Source organism: Roseateles noduli, assembly GCF_050626985.1.
In the GTDB taxonomy this organism is placed as follows: Bacteria; Pseudomonadota; Gammaproteobacteria; order Burkholderiales; family Burkholderiaceae_C; genus Roseateles; species Roseateles noduli_A.
Genome location: NZ_CP192463.1, coordinates 4082652 through 4100177 on the forward strand (window position 1 = coordinate 4082652; position 17526 = coordinate 4100177).

A 17526-nucleotide genomic window follows, 5' to 3' on the forward strand; every position below is an offset into this window, starting at 1 on the left:
GCATGAACAAGCACATGATGCGACCGACGGCGCTGGGCGTCGCGATCACCCTGATCGCGGGCAGCCTGCCGATGCAGGCCGGCGCACAGTCGAATCAGCAGCAGAACCGCCGACAGCCGGCCGTGCGCGCGAGCACGCCGGTCACGCTGAACTTCGTCAACACCGACATCGAGGCGGTGTCCCGCGCGATGTCCGCCGCGCTGGGCAAGCCGATCCTGGTCGATCCGCGGGTCAAGGGCACGATGACGCTGACGGCCGAGCAGCCGGTGCCGGTGCAGGAGGCCTACCTGAGCTACCTCGCCTCGCTGCGCGGCATGGGCTTCGCGATGGTCGAGACGGGCGGACTGCTGAAGCTCGTGCCCGAGGCCGAAGCCAAACTGCAGACCGGCGCGGTGACGATCGCCGGCGAGTCGCGCACGCGCGGCGACCAGGTCGTGACGCAGATCTTCAAGCTCAGCCATGAGAACGCGAACAACCTGGTCGCGGTGCTGCGTCCGCTGATCACGCCGAACAACACGATCAACGCGAACCCGGGCAACAACAGCCTGGTCATCACCGACTACGCCGACAACCTGCAGCGGATCAGCCGCATCGTCGCGGCGCTGGACCAGCCGTCCAACACCGACATCGAGGTGATTCCGCTGCGCAACGCGGTGGCCTCGGACATCGTGCAGCTGGTGCAGCGGCTGTCGGACGGCGGCGGCGGCACGCAGGGCGTCCAGGTGCAGGGGGGCGCCGGCGGCGGCAGCGGCAGCGTGATGGCCGATCCGCGCAGCAACGCGCTGATCGTGCGCGCGGCCAATCCGGCCAAGCTGATGCAGCTGCGCGCGATGATCGCCAAGCTGGACCAGCCCAGCAGCGACACCGGCGGCAGCATCCGCGTGATCTACCTGAAGAACGCGGACGCGGTGCGCCTGGCCACCGTGCTGCGCGCGGCCTACACGAACAACGCGGGTCCGGGCGCGGGCGGCTCCGGCAGCGGCCAGGGCGGCACCGGCAGCTTCGCCGGCGCGCAGACCGGCAGCGCGGGACAGTCCGGCGGCTTCGCGGGCAACAGCTCGTCGTTCGGCGGCAGTTCGTCGAGTTCGGGCACCAGCGGGTCGGGCGGCAGCGGCGGCACCTCCACGCAGGTCAGCCAGACCGCGCAGGTCAGCACGGGCGGCTTCGTCCAGGCCGACCCCGCGACCAACTCGCTGATCATCACGGCGCCCGAGCCGATGTACCGCCAGATCCGCGCGGTCGTCGAGCAGCTCGACACGCGCCGCGCGCAGGTCTACGTCGAGGCGCTGATCGTGAAGGTCGATGCCAGCAAGGCCGGCCAGTTCGGCGTGCAGTTCCAGCAGCTCTTCGGCGAAGGCGCCGTCGGCACCAACTTCGGCACCGGCTTCTCGAACATCCTGAACCTGACGGCCGCCACGGCCGGCGGCACCACGGGCGTCAGCAGCGCGATCTCGAGCGGGACGATCCCGACCGGCCTGAACGTCGGCATCATCAAGAAGGTCGGCAGCCTCTACACCCTGGGCGCCATCGCCAACGTGCTCGGCTCGGTGTCCGGGACCAACGTGCTGTCCACGCCATCGCTGATCGTGCAGGACAACGAGGAAGCCGACCTGCTGATCGGCAGCAACGTGCCGGTGCTGACCGGCAACTCGACCACGACGTCGGGCACGACCACCAGCCCGTTCCAGACCTTCGAGCGTCGCGACGTCGGCCTGCGGCTGAAGGTGCGCGCCACCGTCGGCGAGAACGGCACGGTGCGCATGAAGGCGTACCAGGAGAACTCCAGCGTGGTGGCCTCGGTCAACTCGGCCACGCAGGGTCCGACCTTCGACAAGAGCGCGGTGGAGACCTCGGTGACGCTGGAGGACGGCCAGGTGCTGGTGCTCGGCGGCATGCTCAAGGACGAATACACCGACGGCGAGGACAAGGTCCCCGGCCTGGGCGACATCCCCATCCTGGGCAACCTGTTCAAGAACCAGAGCCGCAAGCGGGTCAAGTCCAACCTGATGATCTTCCTGCGTCCGGTGGTGCTGCGCACGCCGGAAAGCGCCGCGGCGCTGACGATGGACCGCTACGACGCGATCCGCGCCTACCAGCAGGAATCGCAGCCGAAGAGCACGCTGGTGCTGCCCGAGACCGGCGCCCCGCTGCTGCCGGAGAAGCCGGCCTCGACGCCGGGCGGCACGCTGCCCCAGCAGTTGCCGCTGCCGGTGTACCCGGCATCGTCGCCGGTGCCGGGACCGGCCACGCCCAGCAACACCCCGCCGAGCAACCCGCAAGGCCGCTGAGCCCGGAGCGATCATGGCCAGCCGCCATCCCCTTCCCTACGCCGTCGCCAAGGCGCAGCACCTGCTGATCGAGGACGACGGCCAGCAGCGCACGCTGTGGGCCTCGCCGGCGCTGACGCTGCCGGTGCTGTCCGAACTGCAGCGCGTCTACGCGCCGTCGCGCATCGAATGCCTGAGCGTGGCCGAGCTGTCGACGCGCATCCAGTCCGCCTACGCCGGCGGCGAGGACAACGCGGCGCTGGTGATCGGCGAGGTCGAGAACGCCGTCGACCTGTCGCGCCTGATGCAGGACCTGCCGGCGGTCGAGGACCTGCTGGAAGCCGCCGACGACGCACCGATCATCCGGATGCTCAACGCGCTGCTGACGCAGGCCGCGAACAACGGCGCGAGCGACATCCACATCGAACCCTACGAGCGCGAGAGCTCGGTGCGTTTCCGCGTCGACGGCACCTTGCGCGAAGTCGTGCGGCCGAACCGCGCGCTGCACGCGGCGCTGATCTCGCGGCTGAAGATCATGGCGGAGCTCGACATCGCCGAGAAGCGCCTGCCGCAGGACGGCCGGATCTCGCTGCGCATCGGCGGCCGCGCGATCGACGTGCGCGTGAGCACGCTGCCGTCGGCGCACGGCGAGCGCGCGGTGCTGCGTCTGCTGGACAAGTCGGAATCACGCTTCACGCTGTCGGCGCTGGGCATGGACGGCGAGCGGCTGGAGCGTTTCCAGCGCGTGGTGCAGCAGCCGCACGGCATCGTGCTGGTGACGGGTCCGACGGGCTCGGGCAAGACGACGACGCTGTACGCGGCGCTGCAGACGGTGGACACGTCGACGACGAACGTGCTGACCGTCGAGGACCCGATCGAATACGAGCTGCCCGGCATCGGGCAGACGCAGGTGAACTCGCGGATCGACCTGACCTTCGCGAAGGCGCTGCGCGCGATCCTGCGCCAGGATCCGGACGTGATCATGATCGGCGAAATCCGCGATTACGAGACCGCGCAGATCGCGATCCAGGCCTCGCTGACGGGTCACCTGGTGCTCGCGACGCTGCACACGAACGACGCGGTGAGCGCGGTGACGCGTCTGACCGACATGGGCGTGGAGCCCTTCCTGCTGAGCTCCTCGCTGCTGGGCGTGCTGGCGCAGCGGCTGGTGCGCAAGCTGTGCCCGGTGTGCAAGTCGTCCGAGCCGCTGCCGGGCGGCGGCGTGCGTTACCACCCGGTGGGCTGCCCGGCCTGCTCGAGCAGCGGCTACAAGGGCCGCACCGGTGTGTACGAATTGATGGTGTGCGACGACGCGATCCGCAGCCTGATCCACAACCAGGCGGCGGAGTCCGAGTTGCTGGCCGCGGCTCGCGCCAACGGCCTGCGCTCGATGCGAGAGGACGGCGACCGGCTGGTGGCCACGGGCATCACGTCCGAAGAGGAAGTGCTGCGGGTCACGCGCGAGTGATCGTGGCGATGACACGGACGCACGAGCAGTAGAGACACGAGGTTCCGAGCGATGCCCGCCTTCAAGTACGACGCCCTGGACGCGTCCGGCAAAGCCCGCCAGGGCCTGCTGGAGGCCGACACCCTGAAAGCCGCGCGCTCGCAGTTGCGGGCACAGGGGCTGGTGCCGATGGAGGTGAAGGCGGTGGCGGCGCAGCCGGGCAAGCAGTCGCGCTTCGCGCGGCGCGCGTTCAAGGCGGCGGGGCTGGCGGTGTGGACGCGACAGCTGGCGGGGCTGGTGTCGGCGGGACTGCCGCTGGAGCGCTCGATGGCGGCGCTGGCCGATGAAGCCGAGGATCCGCGCCAGCGCGAGCTGATGTCGCAGCTGAAGGCGGAGGTCAATGCGGGCTCGTCCTTCGCACGGGCGCTGGCCACCGCGCCGCGCGAGTTCGACGACGTCTACCGCGCGGTGGTCGCCGCGGGCGAGCAGAGCGGCGCGTTGGGACCGGTGCTGGAGAGCCTGGCGGACGACCTCGAGGAACAGCAGCGGCTGCGTTCGGAGCTCTTCGGTGCGCTGGCATATCCGGTGATCGTCTGCATCATCGCGGTGCTGGCGGTGAGCTTCCTGCTGACCTACGTGGTGCCGCAGGTGGCGGCGGTGTTCACGCAGACGCGGCAGACGCTGCCGCTGCTGACGCGGATCATGATGGGCATCTCCGACGTGCTCCGGAACTGGGGGCTGCTGATCGTGATCGTCGTCGTCGGCGGCGTCATCGGCATGCGACAGATCCTCAAGCGCGAAGGACCGCGCCAGCGCTTCGACGCGGCGTTCCTGAACCTGCCGCTGCTGGGTCGGCTTGCACGCGGCTACAACGCGGCGCGTTTCTCGGGCACGCTGGCGATGCTGGCGGGCGCGGGAGTGCCGATCCTGAAGGCGCTGCAGGCCGCGGCGGAGACGCTGTCCAACCAGGCGATGCGCGCGGACGCGATGGATGCGCTGGCGCAGGTCCGCGAAGGCGCGCCGCTGGGCGCGGCGCTGGCGGGGAAGAAACGCTTCCCGGGCCTGCTCTCGATGTTCGCGCGACTGGGCGAGCAGACGGGTCAACTGCCCGACATGCTGCAGCGCGCGGCGAAGCAGCTCGGCAATGAAGTGAAGCGCCGCGCGATGACGCTGGCCACGCTGCTGGAGCCGCTGCTGATCGTCGCGATGGGCGGCGTGGTGATGCTGATCGTGCTGTCGGTGCTGCTGCCGATCATCGACATGAACAAGCTGGCGGCGCAGTAGCGCGTTGTAGGACGCAGTAGGGCGCTGCCTCCATCGGCGAATACGTCGAGCAGCGTTCTCGCGCTCGGGAGCGTTCCGGTCGGCGCGAAGCCCCCGGCCGGATCAACCCGGCACCGCGCCTATCATCCAGGCCATGCCCGCCTCTCTCGACGGCCGCCTTGTCGTGGCCCTTTCCTCCCGCGCGCTGTTCGACTTCGAAGAGGAGAACCAGCTCTTCGAGGACAGCGACGACCGCGCCTACATGCGCCTGCAGCAGCAGCGCCTGGATGAGCCGGCAAAACCCGGCACCGCGTTCTCCCTCGTGCGCAAGCTGCTCGCGTTCAACGTGGCCGGCGAGACGCCCCGGGTCGAGGTCGTCGTGCTGTCGCGCAACGACCCGATCTCCGGCATGCGCGTGTTCCGCTCCGCGCAGCATTACGGACTGAACATCGAACGCGGCGTCTTCACCCGCGGCCACAGTCCGTGGCGCTATCTGAAGCCGCTCAAGGCGCAGCTCTTCCTCTCCGCCAACGAGGACGATGTGCGATCAGCGCTCATCGCGGGCGTTGCCGCGGCCCGTGTTTTCCCGCAGTCGGCGCGCGCCTCCGCCGCGTATCCCGATGAGCTCCGCATCGCCTTCGACGGCGACGCCGTGCTCTTCTCCGACGAGGCCGAACAGATCTACCAGCGCGACGGACTCGACGCCTTCCAGGAACACGAGATCGCCCGCAAGCTGACCCCGCTCCCCGCCGGTCCGTTCAAGCAGGTGCTGCATGAGCTCCAGCGCCTGCAGGCCGCGCCCGCCGTGCCGATGCGCCTGCGCACCGCCCTGGTCACCGCCCGCAGCGCGCCCGCCCACGAGCGCGCCATCCGCACGCTGATGGACTGGGACGTCGAAGTCGACGAGGCGATGTTCCTCGGCGGCCTGCCCAAGGGCGAATTCCTCCGGGAGTTCGAGCCCGACTTCTTCTTCGACGACCAGCACGGCCACGTCCAGAACGCCGTCCCGCACGTGCCCGCCGGGCACGTGGCCATGGGGGTGACGAATCGCTGACGCCGATCGCGGCGCCAGAATCCGCGCCGCATGACTTCCGGCAGCCGTCAGGCCGGGCCCTTCCCATCCACGTTCCGACGCTCCGTCCCGGACTCCCACAAGGAAGACCTCCGATGCGCATCACGCTCCGTCGCCTGGCCATCGCCACGGCCTGCTCGATGGCCACCCTCGCCATCGCCGCCGAATCCACCGCGACCTCGGCCGCCGCCGCCGGAACGGCGGATGCCGTCGCCCGCAGCACGCCGGCCCGGCCCACCCTCGTCGACCCGTCGCTCGGTTTCTACCGCCAGCCCGCGCTGCGCGGCGACCGCCTGGTGTTCGTCGCGGAAGGCGATCTCTGGCAGGCCAACGTCGGTGGCGGCACCGCGCAGCGCCTGACCACGCACGGCGGCGCGGAGACCTTCCCCGCCGTCTCGCCCGACGGCCGCTGGATCGCCTTCGTCGGCCAGCAGGAATCCGCCGGCGACGTCTTCGTGATGCCCGCGGCCGGCGGCATCGCCCGCCGCCTGACCTGGGACACCGGCGCCGTGCGCGTCTGGGGCATCACCGCCGACAACGAGGTGCTCTACTCCGGCGCCACCGAACGCGGCGAGCCCGGCACCCAGCTGCACCTGGTCTCCCTCACCAGCGGCCTGCACCGCGCGCTGCCGGTCGGTCAGGCCAGCGACGGCGCGTTGAGCCCAGACGGCAAGATCCTCTACTTCACCCGCAACGGCCTGCGCGGCGACAACGCGCGCCAGTACCGCGGCGGCGCCCTCGCCCGGCTGTGGGTGATGGATCTCGCCGGCACCGCCGAGGCCCGCCCGCTGCTGCCCGAAGGCGCCAACGACCGCCGCCCGATGCCCTACAAGGACGCGTCCGGCAACGCCCGTGTCGCCTTCCTCTCCGACCGCGACGGCACCTACAACCTGTGGTCCGTGAAGGCCGACGGCTCCGACCTGCGCCAGCACACCCGCCACAAGGGCTGGGACGTCCGCCATGCGAGCCTGGACGGCACGCAGGCGGTCTACGCGCTCGGTGCCGACCTCTACCGCGTCGACCTCGACGGCAGCGCCGCCGAACGGAAGATCGACCTCCGCCTGGCCGGCGACTACGACCAGCAGCGCAAGCGCTGGATCGCGCGTCCGCAGGACTTCCTCACCGGCGTCTCGCTCTCGCCCAATGGCGAGCAGGTCGTGCTGACCGCGCGCGGCCGTCTCGCGACGCAAGGCGTCGGTCCGCTGCGCCGCGCCGAACTGCCGATCCCCGCCTCCGCCGACGACGCCGGCCGCTGCCGCGACAGCGCCTTCAGCGGCGACAGCCGCGACGTCTTCGCGTTCTGCGACTTCAGCGGCGAATTCGAGATCTGGCGCTTCGCCGCCAACGGCACCGGCCAGCCCAGGCAGATCACCGAAGGCGCCACCGTGCTGCGCCGCAGCCTGTCGCCGTCGCCCGACGGCCGCTGGATCGCGCACACCGACAAGGAAGGCCGACTCTTCCTCACCGACCTCAAGAACCCCGCCCGCGCGGCCGCGACGCGCGAGGTCGACCACGACACGCTCGGCGACGGCGCCGCGGCGCTGAGCTGGTCGGCGGACGGCAAATCCCTCGCCTTCGTCCGCACCACGGCCAATCCGTACCGCGAGCAGTTGATGCTGCTCACCGTCGCCGACGGCAAGGTCCATCAGCTCGGCAGCGACCGCTATGCCGCCACCGCGCCGGCCTTCAGCCCCGACGGCCAGTGGCTGTACTTCCTGTCCCGTCGCACCTTCAGCGTGACCGGCAACCCCGGCCCCTGGGGCGACCGCAACATGGGGCCCTACTTCGACAAGGGCTGGAAGATCTACGCGATCGCACTGCAGCCGAACCTGCGCTTCCCGTTCGCCGCGCCGGATGAACTCCAAGGCATGAAGGCCAAGGAAGAAGCCGAGATCCGCGAGCAGGAGAAGGACAAGCCCGACAACAAGGAATCCAAGCAGAAGGTCGAGGAAGCCAAGGCTGACGCGGCCAAGGAAGCCAAACCCGCCGCCGCGAAGGGCGGCAAACCCGAGATCCAGATCCCGGGCCTGGCGCTGCGGCTGTACGAGGTCCCGGCCGCCGCCGGCAACTACAGCGGTCTGGCGGTCGATTCCAAGCGCCTGTATGTGCAGGAAGGCACCGCCTTGCGCCAGCTGCCGATCGGTCCGCAGGAGACCAAGATCGAGACCTTCGCCGACGGCGTTGCCGCCTGGGACCTGAGCGCCGACGGCAAGAAGCTGATGATCCGCCGCTCGGCCGCGCCGGGTACCGCGCCGGAGATCCTGATCGTCGACGCCGGTCCGAAGCTGCCGGGCGACCTGGACAAGTCGCGCGTGCGCTGGTCCGACTGGCAGATCGCGGTCGACCCGAAGGCCGAATGGCGCCAGATGTTCAACGACGCCTGGCGCATGCAGCGCGATTTCTTCTACGACAAGGACATGCACGGCGTGGACTGGGTCGCCATGCGCGCCAAGTACTTCCCGCTGACCGAGCGCGTCACCGAGCGCGGCGAGCTCGCCGAGCTGATGGCGCAGATGGTCGGCGAACTCAGCCTGCTGCACAGCCAGGTCGCGCCGGGCGAGCTCCGCAAGGGCGCCGAGGAACCCGGCTACGCCGGCCTTGGCGCGCAGCTCGAGCGCGATCCGAAGGGCAACGGCTGGAAGATCACGCGCATCTTCGCCGGCGATCCGGAGTTGCCGTCGGAAGCCGGACCGCTCGCCGCGCCCGGCCTCAACATCGCCGAAGGCGCCGTGATCACGCAGATCAACGGACGCAAGGCCCAGTCGGTGCCGGATCCCAGCGAGCTGATGCGCGGCCAGGCCGGCAAGCAGGTGCTGCTGCAGATCCGCGAGCCCTCCGGCAAGGAACGCCCGGTCGTCGTGACGCCGGTCGACCTGCGCCGCGAAAGCCAGTTGCGTGTCAACGACTGGCGCTTCAGCCGCGCCAAGCTTGTCGACAAGGGCGGCGACGGCAAGATCGGCTACCTGCACCTGCGTGCGATGACCCGCGACGACATCGGCGATTTCGTCCGTGAGTTCTACGCGCAGAGCGAGCGCGAAGGCCTGATCATCGACGTCCGCCACAACAACGGCGGCAACATCGACAGCTGGATCCTGCAGACGCTGCTGCGCCGCGCCTGGGCCTTCTGGCAGCCGCGCTCGCCCTACGGCAGCAAGCCGTATCCGAACATGCAGCAGGTGTTCCGCGGCAAGGTCGTCGTGATCGCCAACGAGGAGACCTACTCCGACGGCGAGACCTTCTCCGAAGGCTTCAAGCGCCTGGGCCTGGGTCCCGTCATCGGCAAGACGACCTCGGGTGCCGGCGTGTGGCTGTCCGACCAGAACCGCCTGATGGACAACGGCCTGATGCGCGCCGCGGAGAACGGCCAGATCACCGTCGACGGACAGTTCCTCGTCGAGGGCAAGGGCGTGACACCGGACATCGAGGTCGACAACCCACCGCGGGCGACCGCCAACGGGCAGGACGCGCAGCTCGATGCCGCCATCGCCTGGCTGAAGGACGCGATCGCGAAGGATCCGATCAAGACGCCCAAGCCGGGGCCTTATCTGCGGCCGATCAAGCAGTGACCTGCGCAAACAGAAACGGGAGGCCCTGGCCTCCCGTTTTTCGTTGGCGTCGCGCGTTCAGCTCAGCGTCACCCGCGCGAACTGGCGCTTGCCGACCTGCAGCACCATCGTGCCGGCCTCGACCTTCAAGGCCTTGTCGCTGATGGTCACGCCGTCGATCTTGACGCCGCCTTGCTCGATCTTGCGGTTGCCCTCGCCGTTCGACGGCACCAGGTTCGCCGCCTTCAGCAGTGCGGCGATGCCCATCGGCGCACCGCTCAGCGACAGCTCGGGAATGTCGTCCGGAATGCCGCCGCGGGCGCGGTTGTTGAAGTCCGCCTCCGCGTCTTCCGCCGCCTGCGCGCTGTGGAAACGCGCGGTGATCTCCTTGGCGAGCATCACCTTCGCTTCCTTCGGATTGCGCCCGCCCTCGACCTCGCGCTTCAGCGCGGCGATCTCCTCGATCGACTTGAAGCTCAGCAGGTCGAACCACTTCCACATCTGCACGTCGCTGATCGACAGGATCTTGGCGAACATGCCGTTGGCCGGCTCGGTGATGCCCACGTAGTTGTTCTTGGACTTGGACATCTTCTCGACGCCGTCCAGCCCTTCCAGCAGCGGCATCGTCAGGATGCACTGCGACTCCTGGCCGTACTCGGCCTGCAGATGGCGGCCCATCAGCAGGTTGAACTTCTGGTCGGTGCCGCCGAGCTCCAGGTCGGCCTTCAGCGCGACCGAGTCGTAGCCCTGCATCAGCGGGTAGAGGAACTCGTGCACCGAGATCGGCGTGCCGGCGGCGTAGCGCTTGGTGAAGTCGTCGCGCTCCATCATGCGGGCCACCGTGTACTTCGCGGCCAGCTGGATCAGGCCGCGCGCGCCCAGCGGGTCGCTCCATTCGCTGTTGTAGCGGATCTCGGTGCGGGCCGGGTCCAGCACCAGGCTGGCCTGCTTGTAGTAGGTCTCGGCGTTGTGCTTGATCTGCTCCGGCGTCAGCGGCGGGCGCGTCGCGTTGCGGCCGGACGGGTCGCCGATCATCGAGGTGAAGTCGCCGATCAGGAAGATCACCTGGTGCCCCAGGTCCTGCAGCTGGCGCATCTTGTTCAGCACCACCGTGTGGCCGACGTGGATGTCGGGCGCCGTCGGGTCCAGGCCCAGCTTGATCCGCAAGGGCTGGCCGGTGGCCTCGGAGCGCGCCAGCTTCTTCAGCCACTCGTCCTGCGGAAGCAATTCCTCGCAGCCGCGCAGGGATTGCTGCATTGCATGACGGACCCGGTCCGTGATCGGAAATTCAGGGGCCGACGCGGCGGGGGTTCGGATGTCAGACATGGCACTTCGGAGCCCGCACGGGCTTACGTAAAGTCTTGATTTACCGGGTTTTCTAGCATTTGTAACCCGGGCCCGCCGCTATACTTTCGGCTGTTTTTGCGGGGCGCGAAGAGGGCAATTCACATGCCTGACCTGTCGCTGCAACGCAAGACGGCGATTCTAGTGGACGCTCCTCGCAGCATCTGGACGCCCTTCAGGGCGTCCTTCGTTTTGCAGGCGCTCCGGATCTCCGGCACGGGCCGTTCGAGCCACGCGCTTTTGCAGGCGTGGCGGCGGGCGGCACTTTCTCAGGCTCCAGAAAAAGGTCTTCGGCGCGTGATGAATTGGAATGACGAATGGCAGCGCGTGCAGCGCACCCTCGCTCGCGCCGAATCCTTCGCGGCCAAACACCCGCGCGCCCTGACCGGCACGGTGGTCGGTGTCCTGAGCTGCTTCGCCGTGACCGCCTTCGGCGTCGCGCCGATGGCCCCTGATGCCGCGGACCTCCCGCAACGCGTCGTCTCCGAATCCATCCCGCTGCAGTCGCTGGACGAGCAACTGGCCGAACTGGCCGCGTTCGATCCGGGTCTCTCGCGCAGCGACGTCACCCGCGCCGCCGACACCGCCGATGCGCTGCTCAAGCGCATGGGCGCATTCGACACGGCGGCCGCCGCCTTCCTGCGCACCGACGACACCGCCAAGAAGCTGCTGACCGGCCGTGTCGGCAAGCGTGTCCAGGTCGTCGCGACCGCCAGCGGCGAGGTCCAGTCCATCGTCGCCCGCTACGCCGCCGAGGCCAGCGAGCAGCTGGACACCCATTTCACCCGCCTGAGCATCACCCGCGAGGGCGACAAGTTCGTCTCCAAGCTCGAGACCGTGGCGTACGAGACCCAGACGCGCCTGGGCAGCGGGACGATCCAGTCCTCGCTGTTCGCCGCGACCGACGAGGCCAACGTGCCCGACGCGATCGCCACGCAGCTGGCGGACATGTTCTCGGGCGACATCGACTTCCACCGCGAACTGCGCAAGGGCGACCGCTTCTCGCTGGTCTACGAAACCCTGACCGCGGACGGCGAACCCATCACCTGGGGCAACCGTTCGGGCCGCCTGCTGGCCGCCGAGTTCGTGAACAACGGCAAGAGCTACCAGTCCGTGTTCTTCCGCGACCCGACCAGCGGCAAGAGCAACTACTACGGCTTCGACGGCGAGAGCAAGCGCCGCTCGTTCCTGGCGAGCCCGATGGAGTTCTCGCGCGTCACCTCCGGCTTCGCGATGCGCTTCCATCCGATCCTGCAGACCTGGCGCCAGCATCAGGGCATCGACTACGGCGCACCGACCGGCACTGCGGTGCGCAGCGTCGGCGACGGCAACGTCGAGTTCGCGGGCTGGCAGAACGGCTTCGGCAACGTCATCCAGCTCAAGCACAGCGGCAACCGCATGACGGTCTACGCCCACCTGAGCCGGATCGACGTCAAGAAGGGCCAGAAGATCGAGCAAGGGCAGAAGATCGGCGCCGTCGGCTCGACCGGCTGGGCGACCGGACCGCACCTGCACTTCGAATTCCGCGTCAACGGCAAGCAGCAGGATCCGCGTGTGATTGCCCGCGCCTCCGAGGCTGTCACGCTGCCCGCGACCGCCAAGGCCGCATTCAAGGCACAGGTCGCCAGCGCGAAGAACGCGCTCGAGGCAGCTGCCTCGATCCACGACGGCGTCGTCGGCGAGTAAGGCGTCCGGCGCTCGACGCAAGCGCTTCGCTTTCCAGCCCCTCCGGCCATGACGACCTCCGGCGCCGAGCTCTACATCGGACTGATGTCCGGCACATCGCTCGACGGCGTCGACGCGGTACTGGTGCGGGCCGAGGCCAATGGTCGCGTTCACACCCTCGCCCACGACTACCAGCCCTTCGGTCCGGAGCTGCGCGCGGAGTTGCTCGCGCTCAACAGCCCCGGCGACAACGAACTTCAGCGTGCGGCGCTCGCCGGCAACGCCATGGCCCGCGCCTACGCGCAGGCCTGCCAATCACTGCTGATGTCCCAGCGACTGGCGCCGCAGGAAGTCCGCGCGATCGGCGCGCACGGGCAGACGGTGCGGCACCGGCCCGGCGAGTTTGATGGCACCGGCTTCACGATCCAGCTGCTCAACGCCGCGCTGTTGGCCGAGCTCACCGGCATTGCCGTCGTCCACGATCTGCGCAGTCGTGACCTGGCTGTCGGGGGTCAGGGCGCGCCGCTGGTGCCGGCCTTCCACCGCGCGGTACTGGGGCAGGACGGCACCGACGTGGTCGTGCTGAACGTCGGCGGCATCAGCAATGTGAGTCTCCTTTGGGCCGACGGCCGCAGCGGTGGCTTCGACTGCGGCCCCGGCAACTGCCTGATGGACGGATGGATCCATCGCCATCAGGGCGCCGAATACGACGCCAGCGGCCAATGGGCCGCGCAGGGACAGGTGCATGCGGGCTTGCTCGATGCGCTGCTGGCCGAGCCCTACTTCCGCCAGGCCCCGCCACGCAGCACGGGGCGGGATCTGTTCCACCTCGGTTGGCTCGATGCCAGGATCGCGGCGCACGCGCCGCGTGTTTCCGCCGTTGATGTGCAGGCCACGTTGCTTGAACTGAGCGCGCTTTGCGTCCTCGACAGCCTGGTCGCGTTTGCGCCGGGCGCTTGGCGCGAGCTGCTCGTCTGCGGCGGTGGCGCGTTCAACGACACGCTGCTGAAGCGGCTGCAGGTGCTGCTGCCGACGGTGGCCGTCAGCACCACGGCGACGAAGGGACTGCCGCCGATGCAAGTCGAAGGCGCCGCCTTCGCATGGCTGGCCATGCGCCATGTGCGCGGACTGCCAGGCAACCTGCCTGCAGCGACTGGCGCGTCGGGCCCTCGTGTGCTGGGCAGCTACACACCCGCCTGAGAACCTCGGGGCAGGTTCCACTCTCCAGAAACGACAAAACCGCCCGAAGGCGGTCTTTGTCATTCGGCCCGAGGGCCGGTGCATCCGACGAGTCCGGAGCGTGCGCCGATCAGACCGAGAAGCTCGAACCGCAACCGCAGGTCGTCTGCGCATTCGGGTTCTTGATCACGAACTGGGCGCCCTGCAGGTCTTCCTTGTAGTCGATCTCGGCGCCCACCAGGTACTGCAGGCTCATCGCGTCGATCAGCAGCGTCACGCCGTTCTTGGCCATCTGCGTGTCGTCGTCGTTCACGGCCTCGTCGAAGGTGAAGCCGTACTGGAAGCCGGAGCAACCGCCGCCCTGCACGAACACGCGCAGCTTCAGTTCCGGATTGCCTTCTTCGAGCACCAGCTCGCGCACCTTCTCAGCCGCGCTGTCGGTGAAGACCAGCGGTGCCGGCATGCCGCCCAGATCGGTGGATGTGGTTTCGAGGACTGCGCTCATCGTGGATCCTGTTGTGTCGGAGGAATGGCGGAATTATCTCAAAGCCCCCGCACATGCAACGGACGTTTGGAGATAAGCCCCTTCAGCAGGATATGCACCCTGCCGGACAAAAAACAAGGCCGCTGAAGCAGCGGCCTTGTCCTTGAGCTTTCGCCACCGGCAACATCCCAACCCGGATGCCACCAGCGGACGGAAGTCGATCAGCGCTTGCTGAACTGCTTCCGGCGACGGGCGCCGTGCAGACCGACCTTCTTACGCTCGACTTCACGCGCATCACGCGTGACGAAGCCGGCGCGGCTCAGTTCGGGCTTCAGGGCCGCGTCATAGTCGATCAGCGCGCGGGTGATACCCAGGCGGACCGCGCCGGCCTGGCCGGACTCGCCGCCGCCGTGCACGTTGACCTTGATGTCGAACGCTTCACCATTGTTCGTCAACAGCAGAGGCTGGCGCGAAATCATGATGGACGTCTGACGGCCGAAGTACTGCTCGATCGAGCGGCCATTCACCGTGATTTGGCCAGTGCCCTTCTTGATGAAGACACGTGCCACAGACGACTTGCGACGGCCGGTACCGTAGTTCCAGTTTCCGATCATCTCCGCTCCTTAGATTTCCAGCGCCTTGGGCTGCTGGGCGGTGTGCGGATGCGTGTCGCCCGCATACACCTTCAGCTTCTTGATCATCGCGTAGCCGAGCGGGCCCTTGGGCAGCATGCCCTTGACGGCCTTTTCCAGGGCACGGCCCGGATGCTTGGCTTGCATGTCCTTGAACTTGGTGGCGTAGATGCCGCCCGGGAAACCCGAGTGACGGTAGTACACCTTGTCCGTGGCCTTGTTGCCGGTGACGCGCAGCTTCTCGGCGTTGATGATGACGATGAAGTCACCGGTATCGACGTGAGGCGTGTAGATGGCCTTGTGCTTGCCGCGCAAACGGAGTGCCACTTCGCTGGCAACACGTCCGAGCACCTTGTCGGTGGCGTCAATCACAAACCACTCGTGCGTCACTTCGGCCGGCTTGGCGCTGAAGGTCTTCATGAGATTCTTTCAAAAGGCGAAACTTCGGGCGATCTGCCCCCGTACGCTCGGTGCACGCTTTTGCTTGCGGCCTCTCACGGACGTTCCCCCGCTGCCTTGGAAACGGGAAAGCCGACGAGTCTAGCAGAACCCGTTCGAAAGCCCAAATCCGGACCGCCGACACTGCTCCGACCGCCCTGCCCACCGCCCTTCCGACCGGATTTGTGACGCATCCGGGGGAGGCGCCGGGACCGTTCCCCGCTAGCATCCCTCCCCATTGCCGAGCCCGCCATGTCCACCCCGCCCGATCCCCGCCCGAACACGCCCCGGCCGAAGGCGCCGGAGGCCGCGCCGTCCTCCCGCTGGAGCCCGCGCGCGATGCTGGCGCGCTGGACCGGCTGGGTGCCGATCCGCTCGCTGGGCAAGCGCCACCGCAAGCGCATCCTGCAGCACCTGCTGGCGCTCGGCGAGCGCGACCGCTACCTGCGCTTCGGTTATCCGGCGCGCGACGAGCAGATCGGGAAGTACGTCGCCGGCCTGGATCTGGTCCGCGACGAGGTGCTGGGCATCTTCAACCGCCGCCTGCAGCTGATCGCCGTGGCCCACCTGGCCTACGCGCCGGCGCCGCAGATCAAGGGCCGTCCGGCGATGGCGGAATTCGGCGTCTCGGTCGCCACCGCCGCCCGTGGCAAGGGCTTCGGCGGCCGGCTGTTCGAACGTGCGTCGCTGCACGCGCGCAACCGCGGCATCGACACGCTCTTCATCCACGCGCTCAGCGAGAACGCCCCGATGCTGAAGATCGCCCGCAACGCCGGTGCGACCGTCGAGCGCGATGGCGGCGAATCCGAAGCCTGGCTGCGCCTGCCGCCGGACTCGGTGTCCTCGCACGTGGACGAGGCCCTCGAGCGTCACATGGCCGAATGGGACTTCCAGTTCAAGCGCCACATGCGCACCGTCGGCGACTTCCTGGACGGCGTGGCGGAAGTGAAGTCCCGCATCCGCAAGGTGCGGGACCGTTCCGACGACCCGGATTCCAAACGCTGACGACCCGCTGATCGCACAGGTACCGGTTTCATTCCCTGCCGGCCCACCCGATTCCAGGGGGTTCCGGGGCGATTGCGGATGCAATTTGTAACGCCTTTCCGCTACATTCCCGCGATCCGCCCGGTACGGTGTCTCTGATCCGCTGCTTCCGTGCGTCCGCCGGCGTCCTCGCGCGCCATCCGTCCGGTCCGTCCAGCTCATTGGGATATGCAGAACCTGCTTCCGTGGATCATCGCGGGGCTGTCGGCGCTGGCAGTCCTGGGGCTGGCCGCCGCGCTGCTGCTGCGGCGCCCGCGTCGCGAGCGCAAGCCGCTGCCCACGGAGTGGTCGCTCAACGCCCGTCCCGTCTTCAGCGCCGATGAACGCCGCGTCTTCCGCCTGCTGCGCGAGGCGCTGCCGCACCACGTCGTCATGTGCAAGCTGCCGATGGTGCGCTTCTGCCAGCCGACCGAAGCCCGCGACGTGCGCTACTGGTATGAGCTGCTGGGCGGCATCAGCGTGAACTTCGCGATCTGCAGCCCCAATGGTCGCGTGCTCGCCGCGATCGACCTCGAGACGGACCGGCCGGGCTCCACGCGCAACCTGCAGATCAAGCAGGCGGTCCTGGCCGCGTGCCGCATCCGCTACCTGCGCACCTCGGTGGACAACCTGCCGAGCGCCACCGAATTGCAACTGCTTGTGCCTTACAGCAACCAGGGCAGCCGGGCCGGCATGGCGGCGATGCCGCGCACAGGCGCCACGCACCTGCCCAGCGCCCCGCCGGTCGCCCCGCGCCGCCAGGCCCCGGCGGCCGCGCCGGCGACATCGCGCAACACGCTGTGGAACGATTCGCCGGTGTTCAGCGATTCCTTCTTCGCGCCGGACAGCCGCTACGACGCCTTCAGCGGCGAATCGATGCAGGCGCCGCTGCCGTCCGCGGAGCCGCGTGCCCGCGGCTATCGACCGCGTGCCGGCGCCCAGGACGCCACGGGCTTCCGGGACTCCCAGCTCCGCGATCCCCAGCTCCGGGACCCGCATGCGCGCGATGCGCAGTTCCGCGACTCCCAGTACGGTCGCGACTTCCCGACCTTGCCCGGCGAACTGCCGGACCCCGACATCGGCGGCGTGGTCGTCGACTCGCCGCGCTACGGGCGGCGCTAAGCTACGCCCCTGCCCGCTCTTCGAGGACACGACGGCGCTTCGGCG

At 68.7% G+C, this 17526-nt stretch carries 13 protein-coding genes; 9 read left to right on the top strand and 4 right to left on the bottom strand.

Annotated elements, in window-relative coordinates; all coding sequences use genetic code 11:
• Positions 1 to 2 precede the first annotated feature (2 nt).
• From gspD to ACQ4L4_RS17895, 5 genes are all read left to right on the top strand, one after another.
• A complete protein-coding gene (gene gspD / locus ACQ4L4_RS17875; protein ID WP_431100256.1) occupies positions 3 to 2288 on the top strand; it encodes a type II secretion system secretin GspD in 2286 nt (761 codons plus the stop codon).
• A gap of 13 nt (positions 2289 to 2301) precedes the next feature.
• Positions 2302 to 3735: a type II secretion system ATPase GspE gene (gspE, locus tag ACQ4L4_RS17880; RefSeq protein ID WP_431100257.1), complete on the top strand. Its 1434-nt coding sequence runs from the start codon at positions 2302 to 2304 to the stop codon at positions 3733 to 3735.
• Between the two features lie 51 nt (positions 3736 to 3786).
• A complete protein-coding gene (gene gspF / locus ACQ4L4_RS17885) occupies positions 3787 to 4998 on the top strand; it encodes a type II secretion system inner membrane protein GspF (protein WP_377160044.1) in 1212 nt (403 codons plus the stop codon).
• Between the two features lie 133 nt (positions 4999 to 5131).
• Positions 5132 to 6031, top strand: a complete 900-nt coding sequence (locus ACQ4L4_RS17890) for a 5'-nucleotidase (protein WP_377160042.1) — start codon at positions 5132 to 5134, stop codon at positions 6029 to 6031.
• Between the two features lie 113 nt (positions 6032 to 6144).
• Positions 6145 to 9615, top strand: a complete 3471-nt coding sequence (locus ACQ4L4_RS17895) for a S41 family peptidase (RefSeq protein ID WP_431100258.1) — start codon at positions 6145 to 6147, stop codon at positions 9613 to 9615.
• A gap of 57 nt (positions 9616 to 9672) precedes the next feature.
• On the opposite strand, the gene tyrS is transcribed toward ACQ4L4_RS17895, so the two are convergent.
• Complete coding sequence (gene tyrS / locus ACQ4L4_RS17900) at positions 9673 to 10851, bottom strand: tyrosine--tRNA ligase (protein WP_431104969.1); 1179 nt, start codon at positions 10849 to 10851, stop codon at positions 9673 to 9675.
• Positions 10852 to 11238: 387 nt separating this feature from the next.
• Between tyrS and ACQ4L4_RS17905 the strand changes: the two genes are divergently transcribed.
• Together ACQ4L4_RS17905 and ACQ4L4_RS17910 are read left to right on the top strand one after the other, a co-directional pair.
• Positions 11239 to 12624, top strand: coding sequence for a peptidoglycan DD-metalloendopeptidase family protein (locus ACQ4L4_RS17905; protein WP_431100259.1), 1386 nt, complete (start codon positions 11239 to 11241; stop codon positions 12622 to 12624).
• Between the two features lie 48 nt (positions 12625 to 12672).
• Complete coding sequence (locus ACQ4L4_RS17910; protein WP_431100260.1) at positions 12673 to 13803, top strand: anhydro-N-acetylmuramic acid kinase; 1131 nt, start codon at positions 12673 to 12675, stop codon at positions 13801 to 13803.
• Positions 13804 to 13912: 109 nt separating this feature from the next.
• Here ACQ4L4_RS17910 and erpA read toward each other — a convergent pair whose 3' ends face one another.
• The 3 genes from erpA to rplM all read right to left on the bottom strand — a co-directional run bounded on the left by erpA (position 13913) and on the right by rplM (position 15318).
• Positions 13913 to 14287 carry an iron-sulfur cluster insertion protein ErpA gene (gene erpA / locus ACQ4L4_RS17915; RefSeq protein ID WP_088407855.1) on the bottom strand — a complete coding sequence of 125 codons (375 nt, stop codon included), beginning with the start codon at positions 14285 to 14287 and terminating at the stop codon, positions 13913 to 13915.
• Positions 14288 to 14487: 200 nt separating this feature from the next.
• Positions 14488 to 14880: a 30S ribosomal protein S9 gene (rpsI, locus tag ACQ4L4_RS17920; RefSeq protein WP_067065532.1), complete on the bottom strand. Its 393-nt coding sequence runs from the start codon at positions 14878 to 14880 to the stop codon at positions 14488 to 14490.
• Between the two features lie 9 nt (positions 14881 to 14889).
• Entirely contained in the window at positions 14890 to 15318 is a 429-nt protein-coding gene (gene rplM, locus ACQ4L4_RS17925; protein WP_067065533.1) for a 50S ribosomal protein L13, read from the bottom strand.
• Positions 15319 to 15588: 270 nt separating this feature from the next.
• On the opposite strand from rplM, the gene ACQ4L4_RS17930 reads away from it, so the two are divergent.
• Both ACQ4L4_RS17930 and ACQ4L4_RS17935 read left to right on the top strand, forming a co-directional pair.
• A complete protein-coding gene (locus ACQ4L4_RS17930; RefSeq protein WP_431100261.1) occupies positions 15589 to 16341 on the top strand; it encodes a GNAT family N-acetyltransferase in 753 nt (250 codons plus the stop codon).
• 207 nt (positions 16342 to 16548) lie between these two features.
• Positions 16549 to 17481, top strand: a complete 933-nt coding sequence (locus ACQ4L4_RS17935) for a DUF2726 domain-containing protein (protein WP_431100262.1) — start codon at positions 16549 to 16551, stop codon at positions 17479 to 17481.
• Positions 17482 to 17526: the final 45 nt, after the last annotated feature.

Coding starts and splice junctions, on each gene's coding strand:
- erpA (WP_088407855.1), bottom strand. CDS start 14,287: ATGAGCGCAGTCCTCGAAACCACATCCACCGATCTGGGCGGCATGCCG.
- ACQ4L4_RS17890 (WP_377160042.1), top strand. CDS start 5,132: ATGCCCGCCTCTCTCGACGGCCGCCTTGTCGTGGCCCTTTCCTCCCGC.
- gspD (WP_431100256.1), top strand. CDS start 3: ATGAACAAGCACATGATGCGACCGACGGCGCTGGGCGTCGCGATCACC.
- ACQ4L4_RS17895 (WP_431100258.1), top strand. CDS start 6,145: ATGCGCATCACGCTCCGTCGCCTGGCCATCGCCACGGCCTGCTCGATG.
- ACQ4L4_RS17930 (WP_431100261.1), top strand. CDS start 15,589: ATGTCCACCCCGCCCGATCCCCGCCCGAACACGCCCCGGCCGAAGGCG.
- ACQ4L4_RS17935 (WP_431100262.1), top strand. CDS start 16,549: ATGCAGAACCTGCTTCCGTGGATCATCGCGGGGCTGTCGGCGCTGGCA.
- ACQ4L4_RS17905 (WP_431100259.1), top strand. CDS start 11,239: ATGAATTGGAATGACGAATGGCAGCGCGTGCAGCGCACCCTCGCTCGC.
- ACQ4L4_RS17910 (WP_431100260.1), top strand. CDS start 12,673: ATGACGACCTCCGGCGCCGAGCTCTACATCGGACTGATGTCCGGCACA.
- rpsI (WP_067065532.1), bottom strand. CDS start 14,880: ATGATCGGAAACTGGAACTACGGTACCGGCCGTCGCAAGTCGTCTGTG.
- gspE (WP_431100257.1), top strand. CDS start 2,302: ATGGCCAGCCGCCATCCCCTTCCCTACGCCGTCGCCAAGGCGCAGCAC.
- rplM (WP_067065533.1), bottom strand. CDS start 15,318: ATGAAGACCTTCAGCGCCAAGCCGGCCGAAGTGACGCACGAGTGGTTT.
- tyrS (WP_431104969.1), bottom strand. CDS start 10,851: ATGCAGCAATCCCTGCGCGGCTGCGAGGAATTGCTTCCGCAGGACGAG.
- gspF (WP_377160044.1), top strand. CDS start 3,787: ATGCCCGCCTTCAAGTACGACGCCCTGGACGCGTCCGGCAAAGCCCGC.